At 70.1% G+C, this 26,188-nt stretch carries 24 protein-coding genes and 5 tRNA genes; 16 read left to right on the top strand and 13 right to left on the bottom strand.

From position 1 onward, the window contains the following. The first annotated feature begins 188 nt into the window (after positions 1–188). Positions 189–2,570 carry a polysaccharide lyase 8 family protein gene (locus ACFXJ5_RS29280; RefSeq protein ID WP_384637387.1) on the top strand — a complete coding sequence of 794 codons (2,382 nt, stop codon included), beginning with the start codon at positions 189–191 and terminating at the stop codon, positions 2,568–2,570. Here ACFXJ5_RS29280 and ACFXJ5_RS29275 read toward each other — a convergent pair. Then, positions 2,557–2,967 carry a hypothetical protein gene (locus tag ACFXJ5_RS29275; RefSeq protein ID WP_384637385.1) on the bottom strand — a complete coding sequence of 137 codons (411 nt, stop codon included), beginning with the start codon at positions 2,965–2,967 and terminating at the stop codon, positions 2,557–2,559. The two genes, ACFXJ5_RS29280 and ACFXJ5_RS29275, sit on opposite strands and share 14 nt — an antisense overlap. Beyond that, a complete protein-coding gene (locus ACFXJ5_RS29270; RefSeq protein ID WP_384637383.1) occupies positions 2,964–3,629 on the bottom strand; it encodes an HAD family hydrolase in 666 nt (221 codons plus the stop codon). Before ACFXJ5_RS29270 ends, ACFXJ5_RS29275 begins: the two co-directional genes overlap by 4 nt. Before the next feature lie 232 nt (positions 3,630–3,861). Here ACFXJ5_RS29270 and ACFXJ5_RS29265 point away from each other — a divergent pair, with 232 nt between their 5' ends. Continuing rightward, complete coding sequence (locus ACFXJ5_RS29265; RefSeq protein ID WP_384637381.1) at positions 3,862–4,332, top strand: GNAT family N-acetyltransferase; 471 nt, start codon at positions 3,862–3,864, stop codon at positions 4,330–4,332. Here ACFXJ5_RS29265 and ACFXJ5_RS29260 read toward each other — a convergent pair. Continuing rightward, the gene (locus ACFXJ5_RS29260) at positions 4,302–5,183 is read right to left on the bottom strand and encodes an MOSC domain-containing protein (protein ID WP_384637379.1); all 882 of its coding nucleotides are present in this window, start codon (positions 5,181–5,183) and stop codon (positions 4,302–4,304) included. The genes ACFXJ5_RS29265 and ACFXJ5_RS29260 overlap by 31 nt on opposite strands. A 124-nt stretch (positions 5,184–5,307) precedes the next feature. Between ACFXJ5_RS29260 and ACFXJ5_RS29255 the strand changes: the two genes are divergently transcribed. The 4 genes from ACFXJ5_RS29255 to ACFXJ5_RS29240 all read left to right on the top strand — a co-directional run bounded on the left by ACFXJ5_RS29255 (position 5,308) and on the right by ACFXJ5_RS29240 (position 9,244). After that, positions 5,308–6,387, top strand: coding sequence for an HpcH/HpaI aldolase/citrate lyase family protein (locus tag ACFXJ5_RS29255; RefSeq protein WP_384637377.1), 1,080 nt, complete (start codon positions 5,308–5,310; stop codon positions 6,385–6,387). Between the two features lies 1 nt (position 6,388). Then, on the top strand, positions 6,389–7,267 hold the full coding sequence (locus ACFXJ5_RS29250) for an HpcH/HpaI aldolase/citrate lyase family protein (RefSeq protein WP_384637374.1): 879 nt from the start codon (positions 6,389–6,391) through the stop codon (positions 7,265–7,267). A gap of 156 nt (positions 7,268–7,423) precedes the next feature. Then, positions 7,424–9,019: an acyl-CoA carboxylase subunit beta gene (locus tag ACFXJ5_RS29245; RefSeq protein WP_384637371.1), complete on the top strand. Its 1,596-nt coding sequence runs from the start codon at positions 7,424–7,426 to the stop codon at positions 9,017–9,019. Between the two features lie 15 nt (positions 9,020–9,034). Beyond that, positions 9,035–9,244, top strand: coding sequence for an acyl-CoA carboxylase epsilon subunit (locus tag ACFXJ5_RS29240; protein WP_127356424.1), 210 nt, complete (start codon positions 9,035–9,037; stop codon positions 9,242–9,244). Positions 9,245–9,311: 67 nt separating this feature from the next. Here ACFXJ5_RS29240 and ACFXJ5_RS29235 read toward each other — a convergent pair whose 3' ends face one another. From ACFXJ5_RS29235 to ACFXJ5_RS29200, 8 genes are all read right to left on the bottom strand, one after another. Further along, entirely contained in the window at positions 9,312–9,893 is a 582-nt protein-coding gene (locus ACFXJ5_RS29235) for a GTP-binding protein (protein ID WP_127356425.1), read from the bottom strand. Continuing rightward, positions 9,874–10,470, bottom strand: a complete 597-nt coding sequence (locus tag ACFXJ5_RS29230; RefSeq protein WP_384637368.1) for a DUF742 domain-containing protein — start codon at positions 10,468–10,470, stop codon at positions 9,874–9,876. The genes ACFXJ5_RS29235 and ACFXJ5_RS29230 overlap by 20 nt, the downstream gene beginning before the upstream one ends. Positions 10,471–10,542: 72 nt before the next feature. After that, positions 10,543–10,956 (bottom strand): roadblock/LC7 domain-containing protein, encoded by a 414-nt coding sequence (locus tag ACFXJ5_RS29225; protein WP_098749732.1) that lies wholly within the window; start codon positions 10,954–10,956, stop codon positions 10,543–10,545. 9 nt (positions 10,957–10,965) lie between these two features. Continuing rightward, complete coding sequence (locus ACFXJ5_RS29220) at positions 10,966–13,950, bottom strand: nitrate- and nitrite sensing domain-containing protein (protein ID WP_384637365.1); 2,985 nt, start codon at positions 13,948–13,950, stop codon at positions 10,966–10,968. 458 nt (positions 13,951–14,408) lie between these two features. Further along, positions 14,409–15,017, bottom strand: coding sequence for a GTP-binding protein (locus tag ACFXJ5_RS29215; protein WP_127356428.1), 609 nt, complete (start codon positions 15,015–15,017; stop codon positions 14,409–14,411). Further along, positions 14,998–15,405: a DUF742 domain-containing protein gene (locus ACFXJ5_RS29210; RefSeq protein ID WP_384637362.1), complete on the bottom strand. Its 408-nt coding sequence runs from the start codon at positions 15,403–15,405 to the stop codon at positions 14,998–15,000. The genes ACFXJ5_RS29215 and ACFXJ5_RS29210 overlap by 20 nt, the downstream gene beginning before the upstream one ends. Positions 15,406–15,478: 73 nt before the next feature. Continuing rightward, positions 15,479–15,892, bottom strand: a complete 414-nt coding sequence (locus ACFXJ5_RS29205) for a roadblock/LC7 domain-containing protein (protein WP_018562063.1) — start codon at positions 15,890–15,892, stop codon at positions 15,479–15,481. A 9-nt stretch (positions 15,893–15,901) separates the two neighbouring features. Continuing rightward, positions 15,902–19,492, bottom strand: coding sequence for a nitrate- and nitrite sensing domain-containing protein (locus tag ACFXJ5_RS29200; RefSeq protein ID WP_384637360.1), 3,591 nt, complete (start codon positions 19,490–19,492; stop codon positions 15,902–15,904). Positions 19,493–20,048: 556 nt separating this feature from the next. Between ACFXJ5_RS29200 and ACFXJ5_RS29195 the strand changes: the two genes are divergently transcribed. The 9 genes from ACFXJ5_RS29195 to ACFXJ5_RS29155 all read left to right on the top strand — a co-directional run bounded on the left by ACFXJ5_RS29195 (position 20,049) and on the right by ACFXJ5_RS29155 (position 23,869). Continuing rightward, entirely contained in the window at positions 20,049–20,240 is a 192-nt protein-coding gene (locus ACFXJ5_RS29195; protein ID WP_384637357.1) for a hypothetical protein, read from the top strand. A gap of 81 nt (positions 20,241–20,321) precedes the next feature. Next, positions 20,322–21,104 carry a fumarylacetoacetate hydrolase family protein gene (locus tag ACFXJ5_RS29190; protein WP_384637354.1) on the top strand — a complete coding sequence of 261 codons (783 nt, stop codon included), beginning with the start codon at positions 20,322–20,324 and terminating at the stop codon, positions 21,102–21,104. Then, positions 21,097–22,596, top strand: a complete 1,500-nt coding sequence (gltX, locus tag ACFXJ5_RS29185) for a glutamate--tRNA ligase (protein ID WP_384637351.1) — start codon at positions 21,097–21,099, stop codon at positions 22,594–22,596. Before ACFXJ5_RS29190 ends, gltX begins: the two co-directional genes overlap by 8 nt. A gap of 5 nt (positions 22,597–22,601) precedes the next feature. Next, positions 22,602–23,330 (top strand): HAD family hydrolase, encoded by a 729-nt coding sequence (locus ACFXJ5_RS29180; protein WP_384637348.1) that lies wholly within the window; start codon positions 22,602–22,604, stop codon positions 23,328–23,330. Positions 23,331–23,419: 89 nt separating this feature from the next. Continuing rightward, positions 23,420–23,491: transfer RNA gene (locus ACFXJ5_RS29175), tRNA-Gln, on the top strand. Positions 23,492–23,512: 21 nt separating this feature from the next. Beyond that, positions 23,513–23,585, top strand: a tRNA-Glu gene (locus ACFXJ5_RS29170). A 26-nt stretch (positions 23,586–23,611) separates the two neighbouring features. Continuing rightward, a tRNA-Glu gene (locus ACFXJ5_RS29165) sits at positions 23,612–23,684 on the top strand. 12 nt (positions 23,685–23,696) lie between these two features. Continuing rightward, a tRNA-Gln gene (locus ACFXJ5_RS29160) sits at positions 23,697–23,768 on the top strand. A 28-nt stretch (positions 23,769–23,796) separates the two neighbouring features. Beyond that, positions 23,797–23,869: transfer RNA gene (locus ACFXJ5_RS29155), tRNA-Glu, on the top strand. Between the two features lie 343 nt (positions 23,870–24,212). Here the strand turns inward: ACFXJ5_RS29155 and ACFXJ5_RS29150 are convergent. Then, the gene (locus tag ACFXJ5_RS29150) at positions 24,213–24,860 is read right to left on the bottom strand and encodes a MerR family transcriptional regulator (protein ID WP_384637346.1); all 648 of its coding nucleotides are present in this window, start codon (positions 24,858–24,860) and stop codon (positions 24,213–24,215) included. A gap of 93 nt (positions 24,861–24,953) precedes the next feature. Here ACFXJ5_RS29150 and ACFXJ5_RS29145 point away from each other — a divergent pair, with 93 nt between their 5' ends. Further along, entirely contained in the window at positions 24,954–25,439 is a 486-nt protein-coding gene (locus ACFXJ5_RS29145; protein WP_384637344.1) for a DUF4188 domain-containing protein, read from the top strand. Between the two features lie 4 nt (positions 25,440–25,443). On the opposite strand, the gene ndgR is transcribed toward ACFXJ5_RS29145, so the two are convergent. Then, on the bottom strand, positions 25,444–26,160 hold the full coding sequence (gene ndgR, locus ACFXJ5_RS29140) for an IclR family transcriptional regulator NdgR (RefSeq protein ID WP_127356438.1): 717 nt from the start codon (positions 26,158–26,160) through the stop codon (positions 25,444–25,446). Between the last annotated feature and the right edge of the window lie 28 nt (positions 26,161–26,188).

Here is a 26,188-nt window from a genome sequence, read left to right as displayed (position 1 = left end):
TCTTTCGGCGTTCCGACTACTGGCCCTGACCTGGAGTGTAGTCCTTGTCGGATCGTTGGTGAACGTTTCTGATCGATCAATCAAAATCGGCCCAAGTTGTTCAGACCATTGCTGCACTCTGTTCGTACGTGCTAGAAACCGCGCACTTCTTCGTTCCTCGTTCACCCGGCTCCGGAGGTCCCCCCGACATGTCTCCCGCCTGGTCCCGCCGCACCATCCTCCAACTGCTCGCCGGTACGGCCCTCGCCCTCCCCATGGCCGGCGCCGCCGCCGGGCCGGCCTTCGCGGCGGACGCGTACGACACCCTCCGCACGCGCTGGAAGACCCTGATGCTCGGCAGCGGATTCGACTCCACCGCGGCCCCCTACTCCACCAAACTCGCCGCCCTCGGCACCAGCGCCACGACCTTCCGGTCGAGCATGGCGCCCGCCACCGGCTCCCTCTGGTCCGACCTGCCCCTCAGCACGTCCAGCTCCATCACCACAAGTTACGCACGCCTCCTGACGATGGCTCAGGCCTACGCACAGCCCGCCACCGGTCTGACCGGCGACTCGACGCTGCTCGCCGACGTCATCACGGGGCTGGACCACCTCTACACCCAGGCCTACAACGAATCCACCACCTCATACGGCAACTGGTGGGACTGGCAGATCGGTTCGCCGCAGAAGCTGCTCGACATCGCCACGATCGTCCACCCCTCCCTGTCGTCGGCCCAACTGGCCGACTATGTCGCCGCCGTCGACCACTTCGTCCCCGACTCCGCCGTCGCCACCTACTCCGGCACCAGCACCGGCGCCAACCGCGTCGACCTCTGCCGCGTCCTCGCGCTGCGCGGCATCCTCGCCACGTCCTCCGCCAAGCTCGTCACCGCCCGCGACGCCCTCACCCCCGTCTTCCCGTACGTCACCACCGGCGACGGCCTCTACGCCGACGGCTCCTTCGTCCAGCACACGTACGTCCCCTACACCGGCTCGTACGGCGCCGTGATGATCGACGGCCTGGCCCGGCTGCTCGCCCTGCTCTCCGGCTCGACCTGGGCGGTCACCGACAGCGGCGTCCAGAACGTCTTCGACGCCGTCCAGGCCGCGTACGCGCCCTTCATCTACAACGGCCTGGTCATGGACGGCGTCGCCGGCCGCGCCATCAGCCGCGGCATCCAGATCTCCGACGCCACCGCCACCCAGCTGGACGACCACCTTCGCGGCCACGGCATCATCTCCTCCGTCGCGCTGCTCGCGGAAAGCGCCTCCGCCACCGAGAGCGCCACCTGGAAGGGCCTGGTCAAGGGCTGGATCGCCCGCGACTACTACAGCGCCGTCCTCACCGACCCCAAGCTCGGCGTCGCCGACCTGTACCGCCTGCAGACCATCAACTCCACCTCCTCCGTCACCGCCACCGCAGAGCCGGTCGCCCACCGGCTCTTCCCGTCCATGGACCGTGCCGTCCACCGCCGTGCCGGCTGGGCGGCGAGCATCAGCATGGCCTCCAACCGCATGACGTACTACGAGAACGGCAACGGCGAGAACCTGCGCGGCTGGCACACCGGCGACGGAATGCTCTACTGGTGGGGCTCCACCTACGCCAACGGCCAGTACAGCGACGCCTTCTGGCCCACCGTCGACCCCTACCGCCTCCCGGGCACGACCGTCTCCAGGCTCGCCCTCGCCGACGGCGCCGGCGGTACGTGGGGCGCGGCCCGGCCCGACGTGAAGTGGGTCGGCGGCACCACCGACGGCGAGTACGCGGCCATCGGCCAGTACGTGAAGGGGCTGTCCAGCACCCTCGTCGCGAAGAAGTCGTGGTTCTGCGTCGACGACTCGATCATCTGCCTCGGCGCGGGCATCACCTGCACCGACGGCACCGCCGTCGAAACCGTCGTCGACAACCGCAACCTCGGGCCCTCCGGCACCCACGCCCTCACCGTCGACGGCACCGCCCAGTCCACCACCCTCGGCTGGACCGGCGCCTTCACCTCGGCCACATGGGCCCAGATCAGCGGCTTCGGCGGCTACGTCTTCCCCGGCGGCGCCACCGTCAACGCCCTGCGCGAGGCCCGTACCGGCGCCTGGTCCGACATCAACACCACCAGCGCCACCACGTCCTTGACCCGCCGCTACCTCACCCTCTGGTTCCCCCACGGCACCGCCCCGGCCGCCGCCACCTACGCCTACATCCTCATGCCCGGCGCCACCACGACCACCACGGCCGCCCGCGCCGCCGCCACCTCCTGGCTCACCGTCCTCGCCAACACCGACACCCAGCAGGGCGTCAGCGTCCCCTCCCTCGGCTACACCGGCATCAACTTCTGGTACGCCGGCACCGTCGGCGCCGTCACCGTCTCCGCCCCCGCGAGCGTCCTCATCCGCGTCACCGGCTCCACCGCGACCATCTGCGTCTCCGACCCCAAGCGCGAGGCCACCACCATCGACCTCACCTGGGCCCGCGCCGTCACCGCCGTCACGTCCAAGGACTCCACCGTCACCGTCAACTCCACCGGCTCCTCCCTGTCCCTGACCGTCACCCCCGGCACGGCGGGCGCCACCCACAGGGCGGTCGTCACGCTGGGGTAGGCACGGCCCCCGCGAACTCCCGCAGGGTCTCGACGTAGTGGCCGCCGCAGTCGATCCGGGTGAGGTCCTTCAAGCGATGCTTGCGTGGCGCGTCGTGCCATTCGGCGTCCAGGTCGACCTCGTGGAGGCGCAGGGTCTTGCGGCCGAAGCCGACCGGGGCGCCGATCCAGCAGGCATCGAGGACCCGCACAGTCATCGAGTCACCGCCACCGAGCCGCTTGACGCGCGTGATGTCGGCAGTACGGACCGCGGTCCAACCGTCGAGCCGGAGGTCGACGCACCGGGCGAGCAGGGTCCAGGATTCGCTCACGTCGAGAACGAAGCCCTCGATCGGATCGGCGTGGGGGATCGATCGACGGATCCGTACGAGGTGGCGCTCGGCCGGGATCGTGATCATTCGCTCAGCAACTCCGGCAGCTTCCGCATGTCGTCGAAGACGACCGTGTCCGGGCCTTCGAGCGACGCGGCCGGGGTGATCCCGCCCGCGTAGCCGAAGGAACGCATGCCGGCGGCCCGGGCGGCGAGGATGCCCGGGCGGCTGTCCTCGACGACGACGCAGGCGGCCGGGTCCATGCCCATCGTGCGGGCGGCGTGGAGGAAGAGGTCGGGCGCGGGCTTGCCGACGGTGACCTCGGGGTCGTCCTGGGCGCTGAAGATGCGGCCGGCGAAGGTGTCGTACAGGCCCGTACGGCCCAGGGTGTGGCGCATCTTGGCGTGGCCGCCGCTGGAGGCGACGCAGGTGGGCAGCCCGAGGGCGGCGACCCCGGCCAGCGCCTGACGGATGCCGTCGACCACGGTGAGCCCGGCGTCCACGAACTCGGCGTGCAGCTCGCGGAACCGGGCCAGCCAGGGCTCGGCGGTGCCGGGGCCGAGGCGTTCGGTGACCTGGTCGGACATGGCCCGGGCATCGCGGCCGATGAAGCGGCTGATGATCTCGGCCTCGGTGAGCGTCCAGCCCAACTCCGGGCCCATGGTGGTCAGGACGCGCACGGCGATCCGCTCGCTGTCGACGAGGACGCCGTCGCAGTCGAAGATGACCAGCCTTATTCGTTCGCTCACCCGCGCATGCTGCCATACGTTCATGACGTGACGACGACGCCCCGCATTCGGCCCGCGACCCCCGCCGACGCGGCCGCCATCGCCCTCATCCAGATCACCTCGCGGGAGGCGACCATGCCCGCCCCTTCTCCTTGCGTCCCTCGCGCCGCTGCGCGGGCTTCGGGCCGCTGCGCCGGCCTCCGGCCGTCGTGCCGCGCGGTGGGCGCCTGCGGATGTGTGGGGGGATTCTGACGTGACGACGACGCCCCGCATTCGGCCCGCGACCCCCGCCGACGCGGCCGCGATCGCCCGCATCCACATCACCTCGCGGGAGGCGACCATGCCGTACCTGCCGCCCCGCAAGCGCAGTGATGCCGAAGTGCAGCGGTGGGTGGAGAACGTCGTGCTCAAGGAGTGCCGCGTCTGGCTGGCCGAGCGGGATGGACAAGCGCTCGGCTTCGCGGCGCTGGAGGACGAGGATCTGCTGGACCAGCTCTATCTGCTCCCGGACGCCCGCCGCCAGGGCATCGGCACTCTGCTGCTGGACGAGGTCAGGCGGCACAGTCCCGCGGGCCTGTCCCTGCATGTGTTCCGGCAGAACACCGACGCGCGCGCCTTCTACGAACGCCACGGCTTCACCGTCACCGAGACCAACGACGGCAGCGCCAACATGGAGAACCTCCCGCAGCTGACCTACCGCTGGACGCCGTCCTCCCAGACCTGAACGTGCACCTCGTCGCCGACCGCGATCGCCCCGGCCCGCAGCACCGCCGCCTTGGTCGCGAAGCTCACCTTGCCGTCGTAGTCCGGCTCGCGGCGGTAGCCGGCCAGGGTGCGGATCGGCTCGGGGCCGGCGGTACGACCGGTGGCCTGGTCGACCATCGGCACGGCGCAGCGCATGGCGCGGACGGAGTAGCCGAGGCCGACCGTGCCGAGGGTCATGTGGCGGAAGCGGTCCTCGGTGTGGGGGTCGGGCCAGCCGGTGATGACGATGTTGGGGCGGAAGCGGTCCATGGGCACGGGGTCGGCGCCGCGCTCGAGGATGCGCGCGTTGAGCGCGTCGAGGGAGGCGAGGGAGGTGACCGAGAGGGCGTGGGCGTCCGCGAAGTTGACCTTGCCGTGGGGGTACCTCCCAGGCGAAGCTCCGGGGGAGTGTTCGCCCCAGCCGTCGCGGTCGAAGCCGGGGCGTACCCGCACCAGGCGGCAAGGGGCGCCCAGGAAGCCCGAGAACCAGTCGGCGACGCGCGGCCCCTGGTCCACGGCCTCACCCATGGGCCGCCCGAAGAGGCTGACCTCACGCCGTTCGCCGTCCAGGGCCACGTCCAGGTCCAGCGCGTCCGCCCCCGGGGCCGTCAGCCGCAGCCGCTTGCCCTCGTCGAGCACCTCGACCCCGACGACGGCGAGCCGCGGGTCGTTGCGCTGGCTGCGGAAGGCGCCGTCCTCCTCGCTCACGACCATGAACGTACGGTCGTGGTCCAGGCCGGTCTCCGTGACATCCGCCACGGCGACGGAGACGCCGGCGCAGCCTTTCACGGGGTAATACGTCAGGGAGTGCACGGATGCGGTGGCAGACATGACAGCGACCGTACCGAAGCGCCGGTGACCAACAGCACACGTACTGACCAGTAACGTAATCACCCCCGCGGCCATAAAGTGTCGGCCGTACGCTCCCCACCCTCGAACCGACCTGGGAGATCGCATGCGTTCCGCGAAGGACTTCTTCCGACCGCTGGCCGTGGGGGCTCCTGACCCCGTACGGGAGGTGCCGTTCCGGCCGTCGCGGATGATCCACTTCTTCGACCCGAGCAACGAGAAGATGGCGGCGAAGGTCCCCTCCATCGCGGCGAAGGTGGACGTCCTGCTCGGCAATCTGGAGGACGCCGTCGCGGCCGACCGCAAGGAGGCCGCGCGCGAGGGCCTGGTGCGGATCGCCAAGGCCACCGACTTCGGCGAGACGCAGCTGTGGACGCGGATCAACAGCCTGGACTCGCCCTGGGCGCTGGACGACCTGCTGACGCTGGTCACCGAGATCGGGGACAAGCTGGACGTCGTGATGGTGCCCAAGGTGGAGGGCGCCGAGGACATCCACTACGTGGACCGGCTCCTCGCCCAGCTCGAGGCGAAGGCCCGCATCGACCGCCCCATCCTGGTCCACGCGATCCTGGAGACCGCCGGGGGAGTGGCGAACGTCGAGGAGATCGCCGGGGCCAGCCCCCGCATGCAGGGCATTTCCCTCGGCCCCGCCGACCTCGCGGCGAGCCGGCGCATGAAGACCACCCGCGTGGGCGGCGGGCACCCGGGATACCTGGTCCGCGAGGACCCCAAGCGCCCCGACCTCGACCTGCCCCGGCTGACCTATCAGCAGGACCTGTGGCACTACACCATCGCCCGCATGGTCGACGCCTGCGCCGCCCACGGGATCCTGCCGTACTACGGTCCGTTCGGGGACATCAAGGACACCCTCGCCTGCGAGGACCAGTTCCGCAACGCCTTCCTCCTGGGCTGCGTCGGCGCCTGGAGCCTGCACCCGGTGCAGATCGACATCGCCAAGAAGGTCTTCTCGCCGGACCCCGCCGAGGTCGCGTGGGCCCGCAGGGTGATCGACGCCATGGGCGACGGCACCGGAGCGGTGATGATCGACGGGAAGATGCAGGACGACGCCACCTTCAAGCAGTGCCGGGTGGTCGTCGAGCTGGCCGACGCACTCTCCGCCCGGGACCCCGAGCTGGCCGAGGCGTACGAAGCCGCGTACAAGGACGCGTACAAGGAGCAGAGCTGACATGACCGACGCCAACGCCATCCTCCGGCCCCGCCGGTCCGTGCTCTACATGCCCGGCGCCAACGAGCGCGCCCTGGAGAAGGCCAAGACCATCCCGACGGACGCGCTGATCCTCGACCTGGAGGACTCCGTCGCCCCCGACGCCAAGGCCGATGCCCGCAAGCGCGTCGCGGCCGCGGCCGCCTCCGGCGAGTACGGCTACCGGGAGGTCACCATCCGGGTGAACTCCCCCGGCACCCCCTGGCACGAGGACGACCTGCGGGCCGCCGCCGAGGCCGGCCCGGACGCCGTGGTGGTCCCCAAGGTGGACTCGCCGGAGACGGTGCACGCCGTCGAGCGGGCCCTCGAAGCCGCCGGGGCCCCGGACCGGACGGCGATCTGGGCCATGGTGGAGACCCCGCAGGCGATGCTGGACGCCCGCGCGATCGCGGTGGCGAGCGAGCGGCTCACCGTCCTGGTCATGGGCACCAACGACCTCGCCAAGGAGCTGCACGCCGAGCACGTCCCGGGCCGGGCCCCGCTGCTCACCGGGCTGTCCCTCGCCCTCCTGGCCGCCCGGGCGGCCGGCAAGGTGATCCTGGACGGGGTCTACAACGACGTCACCGACCTGACCGGCTTCGAGGCGGAGTGCGTACAGGGCCGCCAGTTCGGCTTCGACGGCAAGACGCTGATCCACCCCAAGCAGGTGGAGATCTGCAACAACGCCTTCGCGCCCTCGGAGGAGGAAATCGACAAGGCCGGCCGCATCATCGCCGCCTTCGAGGAGGCCCAGGCAGAGGGTCGGGGCGTCGTCACGGTCGACGGACGGATGATCGAGAACCTCCATGTGGAGGACGCTCGCCGTGTCCTCGCACTTGGCGCGGCTGTTGCCGGGAGGTAACGCCCAGTAGGACGAACGATACAAAGAATCGGCCCCGCGCCCATCGCGCGGGGCCTTTCTTGTGTTGGTTCTGTCCAGATGCTCCATGAAGTGGGGTCGGAGTCTGTGCGGAGTCGACGCCGATTTTTGAGGGGCATCGCTCGTAAGGTCGATGTCATGACCGTTTTGGACGAAGTGCCGGCCGAGCCCGCAGCCGAGGCGAACGACGCCCGTGGCCGGGTGGCAGAACTGCACGCCATCCGCGAGCAGGTCCGGCGTGGACCCAGCGACCGTGCCACCGAGGCCCAGAAGGCCAAGGGCAAGCTGACGGCTCGCGAGCGTATCGACCTGCTCCTCGACGAGGGCTCGTTCAACGAGGTCGAGCCGCTGCGCCGGCACCGCGCCACCGGCTTCGGCCTGGAGGCGAAGAGGCTGTACACCGACGGAGTGATCACCGGCTGGGGCACCGTCCACGGCCGCACGGTCTTCGTATACGCACACGACTTCCGGATCTTCGGCGGGGCGCTGGGCGAGGCCCACGCCACCAAGATCCACAAGATCATGGACATGGCCATCTCGGCCGGTGCCCCCCTGGTCTCGCTCAACGACGGCGCCGGCGCCCGTATCCAGGAGGGCGTCTCCGCGCTCGCCGGCTACGGCGGCATCTTCCAGCGCAACACCCGCGCCTCCGGCGTCATCCCGCAGATCTCCGTGATGCTCGGCCCGTGCGCGGGCGGCGCGGCCTACAGCCCGGCGCTGACCGACTTCGTCTTCATGGTCCGCGAGACCTCGCAGATGTTCATCACGGGCCCGGACGTCGTCCAGGCCGTGACCGGCGAGAAGATCTCCCAGAACGGCCTCGGCGGCGCCGACGTCCACTCCGAGGTCTCCGGTGTCTCGCACTTCGCGTACGACGACGAGCAGACCTGCATCGAAGAGGTCCGCTACCTGCTGTCGATGCTCCCGCAGAACAACCGGGAGAACCCGCCCGCCGCCCCCACGTCCGACCCCGCCGACCGGCGCGGCGACGTGCTGCTGGACCTGGTCCCGGCGGACGGCAACCGCTCCTACGACATGCACAAGGTGATCGAGGAGCTCGTCGACGACGGCGACTACCTGGAGATCCACGAGCGCTGGGCGACCAACATCATCGTCGCCCTGGCCCGCCTCGACGGCCAGGTCGTCGGCATCATCGCCAACCAGCCCGCCTCCCTCGCCGGCGTCCTCGACATCGAGGCCAGCGAGAAGGCCGCCCGCTTCGTGCAGATGTGCGACGCCTTCAACATCCCGCTCGTCACTCTTCTGGACGTCCCCGGCTTCCTACCGGGCGTCGACCAGGAGCACGGTGGCATCATCCGGCACGGCGCCAAGCTGCTGTACGCGTACTGCAACGCCACCGTGCCCCGGATCTCACTGATCCTGCGGAAGGCCTACGGAGGTGCGTACATCGTCATGGACAGCCAGTCCATCGGTGCCGACCTCACCTACGCCTGGCCCACCAACGAGATCGCGGTGATGGGCGCAGAGGGCGCCGCCAACGTCATCTTCCGCAAGCAGATCGCCGAGGCCGACGACCCCGACGCCATGCGGATCGCGATGGTCAAGGAATACAAGAGCGAGCTCATGCACCCTTACTACGCCGCTGAGCGTGGCCTGGTGGATGACGTGATCGACCCGGCGGAGACCCGAGAGGTCCTCATCCGCTCGCTCGCGATGCTGCGCACCAAGCACGCCGACCTGCCGTCGCGCAAGCACGGCAACCCGCCCCAGTAAGGGAGAACGACCACTGTGAGCACCCCTACTGACAGCACGTTCGTCCGTGTCGAGAAGGGCCAGGCCAGCGACGAGGAGCTGGCGGCCCTGACCGCGGTCCTGCTGGCCCGCGCGGCGGCGACCGGCCAGGACACCGAGGACTATGTCAAGCCGCGCTCCGTGGCCGGCTGGCGCCGGCTGGAGCGGCAGTCCGGCTTCGCCGCCCCGCACAGCTGGCGCAGCTGACCGTCACCACAGCAGCGCGAAGGCCCCGCACACAGCGTGCGGGGCCTTTCGCGTCGTACCGCCGGGGCTACCGCAGCCGTGCCATCAGCGCGTGCTCGACCAGCGTGATCAGCGCGCTCTTCGCCTCGCCGCGGTGGCGGGCGTCGGTGATGATGATCGGCGCCTCGGGGCCGATCTGCAGGGCCTCGCGGACCTCTTCGGGCTTGTAGGGCTGCTGGCCGTCGAAGCCGTTGAGGGCGATGACGAACGGCAGGCCGCTGTTCTCGAAGTAGTCGACCGCCGGGAAGCAGTCGGCGAGCCGGCGGGTGTCGACGAGCACGACCGCACCGATCGCGCCACGCACCAGGTCGTCCCACATGAACCAGAAACGGTCCTGGCCCGGGGTGCCGAACAGGTAGAGGATCAGGTCCTCGTCGAGCGTGATACGGCCGAAGTCCATGGCCACGGTGGTCGTGGTCTTGTCCGGCGCGTGCGTCAGGTCGTCGATACCGGCGGATGCCGACGTCATCACGGCTTCGGTGCGCAGCGGGTTGATCTCCGATACGGCACCGACGAACGTGGTCTTACCCACGCCGAAGCCGCCCGCCACCACAATCTTCGCGGAGGTGGTTGAGCGAGCTGGAGGACCGCTAGAGCTTGCGAAGTCCACTGAGCACCCTTTCGAGCAGTGTCACGTCTGGCTGGCCGCCCGAGGCTTCGTCGCCACCGGGCTGGTGGATAGCGACGAGGCCGGCCTCGGCCAGGTCGGCGACGAGGATTCGGGCAACGCCGAGGGGGATGGAGAGGAGCGCGGAGATCTCCGCGACCGACTTGATCTCCCGGCAGAGGATGCAGATCCGCTGATGCTCCGGCAACTGCCCCCGCAGTTGCGCCGGTTCGGCCGTGGTGCTGACCAGTGCCTCGATGGCGAGCTGGTAGCGCGGCCGGGTCCGGCCACCGGTCATGGCGTACGGACGGACCAGCGGCTGCTGGTCGGAACCGACCGGTGTGGGGCGGCCCGCCCGGGACGACCCGCCCCGTGAGGTGGGAGGTGTCGACTGCGGAGGCGGAGCCTGCGGAGGCTGGTACGGCTGGATCCTCGGCTGCCGGTGTTGCGGCTGGCGTGGCTGGGCACCATGAGCACCGGGGACGGGCTCCTGGCTCGGAGCCGAGGGGAAGTTGAACCGCTTGTAGGGCGGCTGCTGTTGCGGATTGCCGTACTCATCTCCGCCTGGGGGCGTTGCCACGGTTCCTCCTCCAGCTGGGTCGACGCGTCTGAGCACCCTATGGGTACTCAGACACGTCCGCATGCCTGTCCGTTAGTTGAGCAGGCTGCCCTGCAATTCAGCGCGCAGATCGGGTGTGAGTACCGACCCTGCCCGGTCGACGAGCAGGGCCATTTCGTAGCCCACGAGGCCGATGTCGCACTCGGGGTGTGCGAGCACGGCCAGCGAGGAACCGTCGGAGACGGACATGATGAAGAGGAAGCCGCGTTCCATCTCCACGACCGTCTGGTTGACGCTGCCGCCCTCGAAGATGCGGGAGGCGCCGGCGGTCAGCGAGGTCAGGCCCGAGGCGACCGCGGCGAGCTGGTCCGCCCGGTCCCTCGGGAAGCCCTCGGACATCGCGAGAAGCAGGCCGTCGGCAGAGACCACAACCGTGTGGGACACCCCGGGGGTGTTGTCCACAAAGTTGGTGATCAACCAGTTCAGGTTCTGTGCCGCCTGGCTCATCGGACTCAACTAACGCTCCTGGTGATTGGGGCCGAAGCCCTGGCCGTTCGTGTCAGTTCCCGCAGTGCGTCCCTGCTGGACGCCGCGCCGCAGATTGCTCAGCCGGCCACGGACGTCCTCCGGGTTGCGAGAGACCTGGGGGCCGCTCTGCGGAGTCTGCTGGGCGGTGCCCGGGACCAGGTTGGCCTTGGGGACCCGCCGGGGCAGGCCGGAGGGGGTGACCCCGCCCGCCTTGGGCTCGCGGGCCTGTTCGGCCCGCTGCCAGTTCTGGTCGTTCGCCGAACGCCACGACGAGGTGTCGTCCTGCACCTGCGCTGGGACCGCCGCCGAAGGAGTCTCCTCGGGCTGTGTCCAGCCGCTGCGGTCACGACGCGGCAGGCCGGCGTCGGTCAGCGAGTTGGACACGCTCGAGGTGGGGCCCGGTCGCTCGAAGCCTACGCTCTCCGGGGCCCCAAAGGGGGCGCTTGGGGAGGAATCAACGGCCTGCGGCTGGTACGGCGGCTGCGGCGCCTCCTGCGGCTGCTGCTCCTGGTAGCCGTAGCCGTTGGACTCGTAGGGCTGCGTCTGCGGCTGGGGCTGCGGATCGCCGTACGACTGCTGGACCTGCGGCGTCGGCTGCGGCCAGTCGTCCTGGTACGCGGCGGTCGCGGGCTCCTCGTAGGGCTGCGGGGCGGCGTAGGGCTGCTCGCTGTAGGAGTGCTCGCTGTAGCCGTTGGACTCGTAGCCGTTCGAGGCGTAGGGCTGCGGCTCGTAGGGCTGCCCGTACGCCTGCCCGTACGCGGCCTCCTCCGGCTCGCGCTCGCCGGTGTTGGCCTCCAGCTGGGCGCGGCGCTCCTCGCGCATCAGGGAGCGGCCCACGGGGTCCAGGGAGCGGGCGTCGTCCGGGACCTGGATGTCGTAGCGGGAGTCGTCGAAGCCGAGCTCGGCGGCGGTCGGCGCGTAGGCGGCGAACTCCGACGTCTCGTCGTGCTGCGGGACGATCCGGGACACGGTGAAGTCGTCCTCGGGGGCCAGCATCTCCTCGCCGCCGCCACCGTGGGTGATCGGCTCGGGGAGCATGACCAGCGAGGTGGTGCCGGCCTGCTCGCCGGAGGGGCGGAGCTGGACGCGGATGCCGTGCCGGTCGGCCAGCCGGCCGACCACGAACAGGCCCATGCGCTTGGAGATGGAGGCGTCCACCGTCGGCGGGTCGGCCAGCTTGTGGTTGATGTCCGCGAAGTCCTCGGCGGTGAGGCCGATTCCCTTGTCGTGGATCTCGACCATCACCCGGCCGTCGGGCAGCCGGGTCGCGGTGACCCGGACCTTGGTCTGCGGGGAGGAGAAGGTGGTGGCGTTCTCCAGCAGCTCGGCCAGCAGGTGGACCATGTCGGTCACGGCGGTGCCGTGGATCTCGGTCTCCGGGATGCCGACCAGCTCGATGCGCTCGTAGCTCTCCACCTCGGAGGCCGCCGCGCGGAGCACGTCGACCAGCGGGACCGGCTGGTTCCAGCGGCGGCCGGGCTCCTCGCCGGCGAGGACCAGGAGGTTCTCGCCGTTGCGCCGCATGCGGGTGGCGAGGTGGTCCATCTTGAAGAGGTTCTCGAGCTGGTCCGGGTCCGCCTCGTTGTTCTCCAGCTCGGTGATCAGGGTGAGCTGGCGCTGGATGAGGCCCTGGTTACGGCGCGAGAGGTTGGTGAAGATCGCGTTGACGTTGCCCCGCAGCAGTGCCTGCTCGGCGGCGAGCCGGACGGCCTCGCGGTGCACCTGGTCGAAGGCGCGGGCGACCTCGCCGATCTCGTCCTGGGAGTTGATCGGGATGGGCTGGATGCGGGTGTCGACCCGGCCCGGCTCCGTACGCGACAGCTGGTCGACCAGGGCGGGCAGGCGCTGTTCGGCGACCTCGAAGGCGCCGTTGCGCAGGCGGCGCATGCTGTTGCTCATCGAGCGGGCCATCATGGCGGCCACGATGAAGGCGATGATCAGCGCGACCAGCACGACGGCCGAGTTGACGATGGCGTCGGTGCGGGCGCTGTTCGCGATGTCCTGCGAGTCGTTGTAGGCCGAGTCGGCCAGGTCCTTCTGGATGTTGCGGTAGGCGTCGAAGCCGAGGGTCGAGGCGGCGAACCAGGACTCGGCGGTGACGCCCTGGGTCTTCAGCACGCTGGGCGAGGCGCCGGAGGCTATGAGCTTGATCATGTTCGTGATGCTCGGCGGGGCGACGAAGGTCTGGCCCGCGGCGGCGGCCTGCTCGGCGGCCTGCTTGGCCTGGGCGGTGCCCTTCTTCGTGGCCGCGGCCTCTTCGGTCGTCAGCCGCTGCAGGTCGGCGGGGGTGCCGCCGCCCTTGTACTCCTCGATCGCGATCTGCTGCAGATAGGCGTACGAGGCGAAGGAGGTCAGCTGGGTGGTGAGTTCACCCTTGGCGAGCTTGCTGCGGTCCTCGACCAGGATGTGCGTGCCGATGGAGCGGGTCAGCGACTCGGCGGCCTGGGTCAGCGAGATGGCGTAGAGGGTGCGGCCGTAGGCGGCGATGTTGGTGGTGCCGAAGCCGAGTTCGTTGGCCAGCTCCATGAGCGGGTGCTGGACGGCGATGTAGCCCTCTTCGGTCTGCACGCCGGACACCTTGTTGGTGTAGGCGACGGCCCGCAGTGGGGCCAGCTTCTTCTCGCCGTCCCGGACCGTCTTGATACGGCGCTGGAGGCTGTCGGTGTTCGGCATCTGCGCGACGGCCTTGTCGAAGGTCACCTTGGCCGCGTCGGTCGCCGCGCGGACCTGGGTCACCGTCTTGCTCTTGGTGTCGCCCTGCAACAGCGGAACCACCGAGAGGTCGCGCTCGTTGTTGAGTGCGAAGCCGTAGGCGGCCGCGGTGCGGACCACCTCCGCCGTACGGACCGCGTCGTCGGCCTTCTGCCAGGTCTGCACCGAGCTCTGCACCCGGAAGCCGCCGAAGACGAGAGCGACGAGCACCGGGATGAGGAGGATGGCGTTCAGGCGCGTGGCCACCCGCCAGTTGCGCATGGCGAAGCGGCTGCCCGGATCGCCCGGCGCCTCACTGACCGGCTCGTTCGCTGCCGCAGGGGCCGTCGTCCCGTATCGCGCAGGCGGGGTGAAGTTGCCGCGCGGATGGTCCGCGGGACCCGGCTCTGCTCGCCTTGTGTTCCTCACTCGACCAACAACCTCTCGGCGACGGCACTGATGGGGCCGTTACTACTGTCGGGTTCCACGAATTCCAGCACGCCATGGGGGTGCTCTACAAACGATGGGCAGGAACTCCCACGCTCGGAAATCGCGCTCTATAAAACGGGCATAAGGGTAAAGCTGTGGCAAATTGTGCAGAGATGAATGCTCTGTGAAACCGTCCGGGCGCAGCTTGTGTTCATGGCCGGTTTGATTCTCTGTCGAAACGTTATGAACACAAGGACCGGCCGTGTCAAAAGACACAGCCGGTCCGTGCCACAACTGGCAAACTGGAATGCTTACTTGAGGCGAGCGAGCAGCGCGTGCTCCACCAGCGTGATCAACGCGCTCTTCGCCTCGGCACGGTGCCGGGCGTCCGTGGTGATGATCGGTGCGTCGGGGCCGATCTGCAGGGCCTCGCGCACCTCCTCCGGACGGTAGGGCTGGTGTCCGTCGAAGCCGTTGAGGGCGATGACGAACGGTAGCCCGCTGTTCTCGAAGTAGTCGACCGCCGGGAAGCAGTCGGCCAGCCTGCGGGTGTCGACCAGCACCACGGCGCCGATGGCACCGCGCACCAGGTCGTCCCACATGAACCAGAAACGGTCCTGACCCGGCGTACCGAACAGGTACAGGATCAGGTCGTCGTCCAGCGTGATACGGCCGAAGTCCATGGCCACCGTGGTGGTGGTCTTGTCCGCGACATGGCTCAGGTCGTCGATCCCGGCCGACGCGGAGGTCATCACGGCCTCCGTGCGCAGCGGGCTGATCTCCGAGACCGCGCCCACGAACGTGGTCTTGCCCACGCCGAAGCCGCCCGCCACCACGATCTTGGCCGAGGTGGTGGAACGAGCCGCAGGCGGACCACCGTACGCCGCCTGCTGCCCGGGCCTAGAGCTTGCGAAGTCCACTGAGCACCCTTTCGAGCAAGGTCACATCGGGCTGTCCGCCGGCCTCGCTGCTGCTCGGCTGGTGGATGGAGACCATCCCGGCCTCCGCCAGGTCGGCCACCAGAATCCGGGCCACGCCGAGCGGAATCGCCAGCAGTGCCGAGATCTCCGCGACCGACTTGAGCTCGCGGCACAGGTGGCAGATGCGCTGGTGCTCGGGGAGCAGCCCTTGGTACGCACCCGGGTCGGCGCTTGTGCTGACCAGCGCCTCGATGGCGAGCTGGTAGCGCGGCCGGGTGCGGCCACCGGTCATGGCGTACGGCCGCACCAGCGGCTGGTCGCCTTCGCCCCCGTACGACGCATGGTGGGGCGCGCCGTACGGGCCGGGCGAGGCGGGCGGCGGTGTCATCAGGGTCCTCCGGATCGAGCGGAAGCGGTCGCGAATCGTAGGGCAGTGCTTGCTGGTGGTACGTGAGGCTTGCTCAGCCCATCAGGCTGCCTTGCAGTTCTGCGCGCAGATCGGGGGTGAGAACGGCGCCCGCCCGGTCGACGAGCAGGGCCATCTCGTAACCCACGAGGCCGATGTCGCACTCCGGGTGTGCGAGCACGGCCAGCGAGGAACCGTCGGAGACGGACATCAGGAGAAGGAAGCCGCGCTCCATCTCGACCACGGTCTGGTTGACGCTGCCGCCCTCGAAGATCCGCGAGGCCCCCGCGGTCAGCGAGGTCAGACCGGAGGCGACGGCCGCCAGCTGGTCGGCGCGGTCACGGGGGAAGCCCTCGGACATCGCCAGCAGCAGGCCGTCGGCGGAGACCACGACGGTGTGGGACACCCCGGGGGTGTTGTCCACGAAGTTCGTGATCAACCAGTTCAGATTCTGTGCCGCCTGGCTCATGGTGCTCAACTAACGCTCCTGCTGGTGAGTGTTGCCGCCCCACTGACTATCGGGGGCACGGTCGCCGGGGCCGGGGGTGGCCTGACGTCCTTGCTGGATACCGCGTCGGAGGTTGGTGAGGCGTCCGCGCACGTCGTCGGGCGCCCGCGAGACCTGCGGACCACCCTGGGGGGCCTGCTGGGGAGCGGCGCCCCCCGGGACCAGGTTGGCACGCGGTACGCGGCGCGGCAGACCGGACGGGGTGATCCCGCCGGCCGACGGCTCGCGGACCTGCTCGGCGCGTTGCCAGACCTCGTCGTTCGGCGTGGGACGCCAGGCCGGGGTCTCGCGGCGCGGGGGCTGCGTGGGCTGGTACTGCTGCTGGTTGTTCGGCTGACCGTTCTGGTTCTGGTTCTGGTACTGCGGTGCCGAAGTGCCGGGGCGTTGCAGCGGCTGCTGCTGGCGCGGCGGCGGGGTGTGCTGCTGGGGCTGGGCCTGCTGCGTCGGCTGGGGCTGCGGCGGCTGTTCGGCGCGGGTCCGCTGGGGCGGTGCCTGCTGGGGCCGGGCCGCCTGGTTGGGCCGCGGCTGCGGCTGCACCGGGGCGGAGGGCTGCTGCTGGGGCGCGGGGGCGGTCGGGCCGCTCTCCACGTGGACCTGCTGCATCCGCTCGACCCGGCCGCTGCGGAACCAGTCCGACTCGAGGGCCTCGAATATCGGGCTGCGCTCGTCACCGCGCATCGGCGCCGGCGGCAGGGCCATCGGCTCCGCGACGGGCGGCAGCTGGGGCTCCGCGCCACGGTTCGGCTGAGGCCGCTGCTGCTGCGGGGCCGGGGCCGGGGCGGGCGCCTGCGGCATCGGGGTGGGCGCGGGGGCCGGACGGCCACCGGTGCCCGGCTGCTGGAACACATCGCTGCGGGTGAACCCGCCCTGGCCCTGACCGCCCTGCTGCGGACGGCCCTGCGGGACGGTGCCGAAGTCCGCGACCGGGGCCGGACCCGACTGCGCCGCGGGAGCGGGCATGGCGGCCGGAGCCGGACGCGGGCCGCTGCCCGAACCGCGCTGCGGACCGGTGTGCGGAAGGCTGTCGAAGTCCGGGCGCTCGAAGGCCTGCGTGGACTCGACGTCCTCGTGGCCACGTGCCCGGTCGGCCGCCGCGGACGCCGGCTGCGGGGCGTTGCCCCCGCGCTGGGGCTGCTGGGGCTGCTGCGGCGGCTGGGGTGCGGTGCGGCCGTTGTCCTGGCCGGACTCCGCCCAGCTCGGGTTCGTACGCTGCGGAGCGTGACGCCCACCGGGACCGCCGGGGGCGGGAGCCGGACGGGACCCCGCAGGGCGGCCCTGCGGCGAACCGGGGCCGCCGGGGCCGGAGTTGAGGGCGGGGCGCGGCTCGGAAGCCGGCACCTGGCCACGCTGCGGCGGACGGCCGACCTGGCCGTTGCCGGGACCGGCGCCCAGACCCGCGGCGACCGGACCGCCGGGGCCACCCGGCATACCGGGCTGCTGGCCGCGGCCGGCAGCACCGGGCTTGACCTTGCCGCCGCCCTGGGTGACATCCACCGGCAGCATGACGAGCGCCGTGGTGCCGCCGGAGTCGGACGGGCGGAGCTGGATCCGGATGCCGTGTCGCAGGGACAGCCGGCCGACCACGAACAGGCCCATGCGGCGGGAGACGGAGACGTCCACCGTCGGCGGGTTGGCGAGCCGCTCGTTGATGTCGGCGAGGTCCTCCGGGGACAGGCCGATGCCGGTGTCGTGGATCTCGATCAGTACGCGGCCGTCGGGCAGCGCGTGACCGGTGACCCGCACCTTCGTCTGCGGCGAGGAGAACGACGTCGCGTTCTCCAGCAGCTCGGCGAGCAGGTGGACGAGGTCGTTGACGATGCGGCCGGTGACTTCGGCGCCGGGCACCGAGGTCAGCTCGATGCGCTCGTACTGCTCCACCTCGGAGGCCGCGGCGCGCAGCACGTCGACCAGCGGGACCGGCCGCGTCCAGCGGCGGCCCGGCTCCTCGCCCGCGAGGACCAGGAGGTTTTCACCGTTCCGGCGCATACGGGTCGCGAGGTGGTCCAGCTTGAAGAGCGAGGACAGCTGGTCCGGGTCGGCCTCGCGGGACTCCAGTTCGGAGATCAGGCTCAGCTGACGCTGGATGAGGCCCTGGCTGCGGCGCGAGAGGTTGGTGAACATCGCGTTGACGTTGCCTCGCAGCAGCGCCTGCTCGGCGGCCAGTCGGACCGCCTCGCGGTGGACCTCGTCGAAGGCCCGGGCCACCTGGCCGATCTCGTCGCGGCTGGTGATACCGATCGACTCGACCGAGGTGTCCACGTCCTGCGGGTCGGACTCCGACAGGTGCTTGACCAGCTCGGGCAGTCGCTTCTGGGCGACGTCCAGCGCACCTTCCTGGAGCCGGCGCAGCGAGCGGATCATGGAGCGGGCCACGACGAAGGCGCCGACGACCGAGATGCCCAGCACGAGCAGGATGATGGCGCCGTTGAGGTACGCCTCCTGCGAGGCCGCGTTCTGCAGCTTCAGACCCTGCTGGGTCATGTCGTTGAGCAGCTGGGCTTCGATCTTCTTCATCGTCTCCAGCTTGGTCCGGGCGTTGTCGTCCCAGTCCAGGTAGGAGCCTGTGATGTTCTTGATGCCCTCTTCGGTCGCCGCGACGCGGTCCTGCTGCTCGTCGACGGCCTGGATCGTGTCGTTCTTGGCGGCGTCCAGCGGCGACAGCAGTTCCGTGGTGGCTGCCTCGCCGTAGATCTGCCGGAACTGGTTGAGCGTGGTCGCCTCGGCCGAGTGGACGCCGTCGAGGTAGCGCCAGTCGTTGGGCTGGAGGTTGTTGCCGTTGGCGAGGGCGGCACTGATCATGGCGCGCTGGATGGAGTCGTACTCCTTGGCCGCCGAGAAGGCGGCCAGCGCACGGGTGCTCTTGATCATGTCCGAGTTGCCGGAGGCCTGGGCCATTTCCTCGGAGAGGCCGAGCAGCTGGGTGATCAGATCGTCGTACTCGGAGACCGTCTGCGAGATGTAGTTCTCGTCCGTGTAGGCGTTCGCACGGATGTCCTTGAGCGTGCCGAGCTGCTTGTTGATCGCGACCAGCGAGGCGCTCACACCGGTGAGGTCCTGCGGGATGCCGTTGTTGCTGGCGGCGATGAAGGCAGTCTTCGCCCGCTCGGTCGCCTCGCGCTTGGCGATGACCGTGTCGTTCCCGGTGTTGCGGTTCTTGCCGCTCAGCGGGCCGGCGGAGCTGTCGCGCTCTTCCTGCAACGCGGCGGCCAGCTTGGTCGCCTGCTCGGTCAGGTCGGTCAGCGTCTGCACGTTGCCGAGCTGGGTGACGTTGTCCAGCGAGCTCTGGATGCGCAGGGCACCCAGAGACGTCGCCGCGACGACCGGCAGCGCGAGCAGCGACACCAGACGCGTGCTGATGCGCCAGTTGCGCATGGCAATGCGCGAGCCGTGCTTGGGGCCCGTACCCGTGCCGCGGAGCGGGCCCGCGCTAGGTTGCGCGCCCGTGGTCCCGGCTTCTGCGGTTTCGTTCGTCCGGCGCGGTGATGGGCCGTGATCGGTCCCACCACGCTGCTCCGGGTCGCCGCCCGCAGCGCCGCCATCCCTCTTGAAACGTCCCTGCACTAGCGTCGCAACCTCTGGACCAGGCGTCCGCCGCGCGGGCGGCAGGACGGTGTCGAGTTCGGGAGCCCCACCCTCCCCGGCGGGTGCCCTGTTCGCCGCCGCTCGGTGGCCGAACGCGCCCCCTGCGCGCCGGATGATGCGGCGGTCCGGGGAATTCCAGCACAGTGCCGGATCCGGCAACAAGGCTCGAGCCGCATTGAGCGGAATGTGTGACTCAGCGCATTGGGCGGGTCACCCGTTGTCGGTGACGGTATCGGGGATAGTCGGCTAATTCGGACGTTATTCCCGCAAGTCGCGAGGGGGGTTCGGGGCCCCTTTCCACCCCACTCGTGGGCGAAGAGTCCCTAAAAGTCCTGGATGCCGGATTGGACGACCTTGATCCACTGTCCGACTCGGTCGTTTTGTCCATCCATTGGTGAGGAATATCACAGCCCGCTGGTTGTCTCGGGCACCGAGTGGGGGGAATGGGCGCCACTAACCTGACGCTTTACACCGTGTTGCAAGCCGTCAATCGGCGCGATAGTGCGCCCTGAATACCCGAGGTCCAGACCGGCCCATGAAGACGACCATGCTGATGCGTCCCATAGCCAACCCGCGCCGCACCACCCTGGCCCACCTGAAGGACGCGGAGCCGCTGCTCGAGGCCGAGCCGGCCACGGACGCCGAAGCGGTGGAGGTACGTCCACTGCCTCAGCAGACGGCGAATCCCCGCCGCACGACGCTCGTCAACCTCCCCGATCAGGGCTGAGCCGCCGCAGGTTCGCCGGCTCGCGCGCCCGCGTCAAATAGGCTGGGGCTTCCATCTCCGGTCACCCCAGTGAGGGAAAGCGTGCGCATCGCCAGGTTCTCCATCGACGGCAATGTCGCCTTCGGCGCGGTCGAGGGTACGGACTCCGTGCCCGACGGCCTCGTCCTCGACATCATCAAGGGCGTCCCGTTCGCCGACTTCGAGCTCTCCGGTACGAAGGTCCCGCTGAGCAAGGTCCGGCTGCTGCCGCCCGTACTGCCCAGCAAGGTCGTGGCCATCGGCCGCAACTACGCCGAGCACGCCGCGGAACTGGGCAACGAGGTGCCGCCCTCGCCCTGGGCGTTCTTCAAGCCGTCCACCTCCGTGGTCGGCCCGGGCGACCCGATCGTGTACCCCACGTTCTCCAGCGAGGTGCACCACGAGGCCGAGCTGGCCGTGGTCATCGGCCGTATGTGCCGTGAGGTCCCGCGCGAACGCGTCAAGGACGTGATCCTCGGCTACACCTGCGCCAACGACGTCACCGCCCGCGACACCCAACGGGCCGAGAAGCAGTGGGCCCGGGCGAAGGGCTTCGACTCCTCCTGCCCGCTCGGCCCCTGGATCGAGACCGGCGTGGACCCCTCGGACCTGGCGATCACCGCGACCGTCAACGGCGAGCTGCGGCAGGCCGGCCGCACCAGCCAGATGGTCAACTCCATCGAGGACCTGATCGTCAACATCACCGAGGCGATGACCCTGCTCCCCGGTGACGTCATCCTCACCGGCACCCCGGCCGGGGTCGGACCGCTCAACATCGGCGACGAGGTCGCCGTCACCATCGAAGGCATCGGCACTCTCACCAACAAGGTGATCAAGCGTGGCTAGCGCAGCAGTTTCCCCCGTTTCCCCCGTCCGCGTACGTTTCTGTCCCTCGCCGACCGGCAACCCCCACGTGGGCATGGTGCGCACCGCCCTGTTCAACTGGGCCTTCGCCCGCCACCACAAGGGCACCCTGGTCTTCCGCATCGAGGACACCGACGCCGCCCGCGACACCGAGGAGTCGTACAACCAGCTCCTCGAGGCGATGCGCTGGCTCGGCCTCGACTGGGACGAGGGCCCCGAGGTCGGCGGCCCCCACGCGCCGTACCGCCAGTCGCAGCGCATGGACATCTACGCGGACGTCGCCCGCAAGCTCCAGGACGCCGGCCACGCCTACGCGTGCTACTGCACCACCGAGGAGCTCGACGCCCGCCGCGACGCCGCCCGCGCCGCCGGCCGCCCCTCCGGCTACGACGGCCACTGCCGGGACCTCACCCCCGAGCAGATCGGCGCGTACGAGGCCGAGGGCCGCAGCTCCATCGTCCGCTTCCGGATGCCCGACCAGCCGATCACCTTCACCGACCTGGTGCGCGGCGAGCTGACCTTCACCCCGGACAACGTGCCCGACTACGGCATCGTCCGGGCCAACGGCGCCCCGCTCTACACCCTGGTCAACCCGGTCGACGACGCGCTCATGGAGATCACCCACGTGCTGCGCGGCGAGGACCTGCTGTCCTCCACCCCGCGCCAGATCGCCCTGTACGCGGCCCTCGCCGAGATCGGCGTCGGGAACGGGCTGGTGCCCGAGTTCGGCCACCTGCCCTACGTCATGGGCGAGGGCAACAAGAAGCTCTCCAAGCGCGACCCGCAGTCCTCGCTCAACCTCTACCGCGAGCGCGGCTTCCTGCCCCACGGCCTGCTGAACTATCTCGCCCTGCTGGGCTGGTCGTTCTCCGCGGACCAGGACATCTTCACCATGGACGAAATGGTCGCGGCGTTCGACATCAAGGACGTCAACGCCAACCCGGCCCGCTTCGACCTCAAGAAGGCCGAGGCGATCAACGCCGACCACATCCGCCGCCTCGACCTCAAGGCCTTCATCGAGGCCTGCGACCCCTGGCTCAAGCCTCCGCATGCCCCCTGGGCGCCCGAGGACTTCGACCAGGCGGCGTGGGAGGCCATCGCCCCGCACGCCCAGACCCGCCTGACGGTGCTGTCCGACATCACCGCCAACGTCGACTTCCTCTTCCTGCCCGAGCCGGCCGAGGACGAGGCCTCCTGGCAGAAGGCGATGAAGGACCCCGCTGCCGCCGCCGACCTGCTCCGCACGGCCCGTACGAAGCTGGCCGCCGCCGACTGGAACGCGGAGTCGCTGAAGGAGGCCGTCCTGGCCGCCGGCGAGGCCCACGGCCTCAAGCTCGGCAAGGCCCAGGCCCCCGTCCGGGTCGCCGTCACCGGCCGCACCGTCGGCCTGCCGCTCTTCGAGTCCCTCGAGGTACTCGGCCGCGAGCGCACCCTGGCCCGCATCGACGCCGCCCTCGCGAAGCTCGGCGGCTGACGGCGGTGCCGATCCGCGCCGTGCTCTGGGACATCGACGACACGATCTTCGACTACACCGGGGCCGAGCGCGACGGCGCGCTCGCGCACTTCGAGGCCGAGGGCCTGCTCGGGAGGTACGCATCCCCCGAGCAGGCCCTCGGCCTCTGGCGCGAGGTGATGGAGTTCCACTACGACCGCTTCCTCGCCGGTGAGCTGACCTTCGCCGAGCAGCGCCGCGAGCGGGCCCGGGACTTCCTGGGCCGCCACTCCATGGACGACGCCGAGGCCGACGCGTGGTTCGCCGGCTACCGGGCGCACTTCGAGGCGTCCGCCGCGACGGCCTTCCCGGACGTCCTGCCGACCCTGAACGCGCTGACCCCCGCCTACCGGCACGGCGTGCTCTCGAACTCCAGCGTGGCCCAGCAGGAGCCCAAGCTCCGCAGGCTCGGCCTCCGCGACCGCTTCGAATGCCTGCTCTGCTCCGACGAGCTCGGCCACGCCAAACCCGCCCCCGAGGCCTTCCTCGCCGCCTGCGACGCGCTCGGGCTGCCGCCGCGCGAGGTGGCGTACGTAGGTGACAAACCCGACACCGACGCACGCGGCGCCGACGCGGCCGGCCTCCTCGGCGTCTGGCTGGACCGGGCGGGCCGGGCGCCCGCCCCGCCCGACCTGCGGCGTATCACGGACCTGGGGCAACTGCCCGGGATCCTGACGGCCGATACCCGTTTTGGAGCCCCGTCTCCGATCGGGTAATGTTCTTCCTGCGCCGCCCGAGCGGGCCGAAAGGCCGGACCGGAAAGCGTAACCAAACAAAACCCCCCAAAGTGGGGGTTGAGTTTTGGTGGGGTATGGTGTAATTGGCAGCACGACTGATTCTGGTTCAGTTAGTCTAGGTTCGAGTCCTGGTACCCCAGCGCATCACTTTCGCAGTGCAAGCCCCCGTTGTGTAGCGGCCTAGCACGCCGCCCTCTCAAGGCGGTAGCGCCGGTTCGAATCCGGTCGGGGGTACTGGTCCCGTACGGGACTTCGCTAGGGCCCCCGTTGTGTAGCGGCCTAGCACGCCGCCCTCTCAAGGCGGTAGCGCCGGTTCGAATCCGGTCGGGGGTACTTGACACACCATGGGGTATGGTGTAATTGGCAGCACGAGTGATTCTGGTTCATTTAGTCTAGGTTCGAGTCCTGGTACCCCAGCGCAGTATCCGCTTCACCCGCAGAACAGGCCCCCGTTGTGTAGCGGCCTAGCACGCCGCCCTCTCAAGGCGGTAGCGCCGGTTCGAATCCGGTCGGGGGTACACGAAGAGAAGAAGGGCCCAACGCCACCGGCGCCGGGCCCTTTTTGCTATCCGCCCGTCTCACCCACGACCTCTTTTTGACGCCGTGCTCGCACCGCTCGGCCCTGGCGGGCCTCCCGGGCTTCGCCCGGCTGCGCCGGACTCCGTCCGTCGTGCCGGGGCTGGGGCGGCGGGGTGGGCTAGTGCCCCTCCCGGCAAGCTTTGCCCTGTCGCACCGCCCAGCACGCACGCTCGCGGCGTTGGCCAAAAGTCCTGGTAGCTCCGCTACAAAGACTTCCGGCCGCCTTGCGATCGCACGCACCGGACGACGCTCCTTGACGGGCAAACATCGCCGGTCACGGCACTAGCTGCCCTCCCTGAAGCGGCGGTTGGATTCCTCGGCCTCGGCCAGGCGCCGCAGGCTCAGCAGTACGGGCTCGTAGAGCACGGTGAGCATCACGGCGGCCTCGACCTTCTCGAGCGGGGTCGCGTACTCCTCGAGCAAGTCCAGGTCGTGGACGGCCAGTCGGGCGGAGATGTGGGCGTACGGCGTCAAGTGCGCCACGTCGCAGGGGTATCCGAGGCGGGTGAGGGTGGCGACGGCCGAGACCAGCATCCGGTAGGCGGGGGAGAGGCCGGCGACGGCGCGGCTGAAGCTCCAGTCCAACTTCTGGAGGAGGCGGTCGACTTCGCGCTGTGCGGCTTCGGTCGTGGGATCGTCGTCGGCCGGCTCGGGCCCGTGCGGCAGGGCCCAGACCGCCGCGCCGATCCGCGCGTGCTGGTCGAGGGAGTCGTCCTCCACCGCGGTCAGTACTTCGCGGGCGGTGGCCACCGGTAGCCGGCCGACCTGGATGAGGGCCCGTACGAGGCGGAGCCGGCGCAGGTGTTCCTCGCCGTACTCGGCCTGGGTGGCTGTGACGCGGCGGCCGGGCGGCAGCAGTCCCTCGCGGAGGTAGTACTTGATCGTGGCGGTGGACACCCCGCTGCGCTCGCTCAGCTCCGCCAGTCGCATTCCTCTTGCACCTTCCATTGGGGAGTGACACTATCCAAGCATGGATAGCAACACTATCCAACGCGTCGATCACGCCGCACAGGGGGATCCACCATGAGCGCCAAGCCGATACCGGGCCGCCAGACCGCCGCCGCCGAAGGCGACATCGTCGTCTTCCACATAGGGATGCGGATCAATCACTACTGGGCGCTGCGCAACTGGTTCCCGGTCTTCCAGGCCATGCCGCGCATGCTGCGCGAGCTGTCCCGGGACAAGACCGCGGGCCTGCTCGGCTACCGCCTGCTGAGCGGCGGCCCGAGGATCTTCTACGTCGTCCAGTACTGGGAGTCCAAGGAGAAGCTGCTCGCCTACGCCGCCGACCAGGACAAGCTGCACCGCCCCGCCTGGACGGCCTTCAACCGCCACGCACGCGCCGGCAAGGGCCACGTCGGCATCTGGCACGAGACGTACCTGGTCCCCGCGGGCTCGTACGAGGCGATCTACGCGGACATGCCCGCCTTCGGCCTCGCGGCGGCGACCGGCGTCATCCCGGTCGCCCGGCGCGGTGAGCGCGCCGGGGACCGCCTGGCCGCCGCGTGAACGCCTAACCGTTGCGCCGCAGGGCCTCGGAGAGCCGCCCGGCGGCGTCGATGACGGCCTGGGCGTGCATACGGCCCGGGTGGCGGGTCAGCCGCTCGATGGGCCCGGAGACGGAGACGGCGGCCACGACGCGGTTGGAGGGGCCGCGTACGGGCGCCGACACCGACGCCACGCCCGGCTCGCGCTCGCCGATGGACTGGGCCCAGCCACGGCGGCGTACGCCGGAAAGCGCGGTGGCGGTGAAGCGGGCGCCCTGGAGGCCGCGGTGCAGCCGCTCGGGCTCCTCCCAGGCCATCAGGACCTGCGCGGCGGAACCGGCCTTCATCGGCAGCGTGGAGCCGACCGGCACCGTGTCCCGCAGGCCGGAGAGCCGCTCGGCGGCCGCCACGCAGATCCGCATGTCGCCCTGGCGGCGGTAGAGCTGCGCACTCTCGCCGGTGACGTCCCGCAGGTGCGTGAGAACCGGGCCCGCCGTGGCCAGCAGGCGGTCCTCGCCGGCGGCCGCGGCCAGCTCGGACAAGCGCGGCCCGAGGATGAATCGACCCTGCATGTCCCGCGCGACCATACGGTGGTGCTCCAGGGCGACCGCCAGTCGGTGCGCCGTGGGGCGGGCCAGGCCGGTGGCGCCTACGAGCCCGGCCAAGGTGGCCGGGCCGGACTCGAGTGCGCTGAGCACCAGAGCCGCCTTGTCGAGAACGCCGACGCCACTACTGTTGTCCATGCAACGATACTCGCGTCTCACTCTGTGA

The organism is Streptomyces sp. NPDC059373 (assembly GCF_042751495.1).
GTDB lineage: Bacteria > Actinomycetota > Actinomycetes > Streptomycetales > Streptomycetaceae > Actinacidiphila.
The sequence above is the reverse complement of the archived record's forward strand: the minus strand, read 5'-3'. Positions and strand labels throughout refer to the sequence as shown.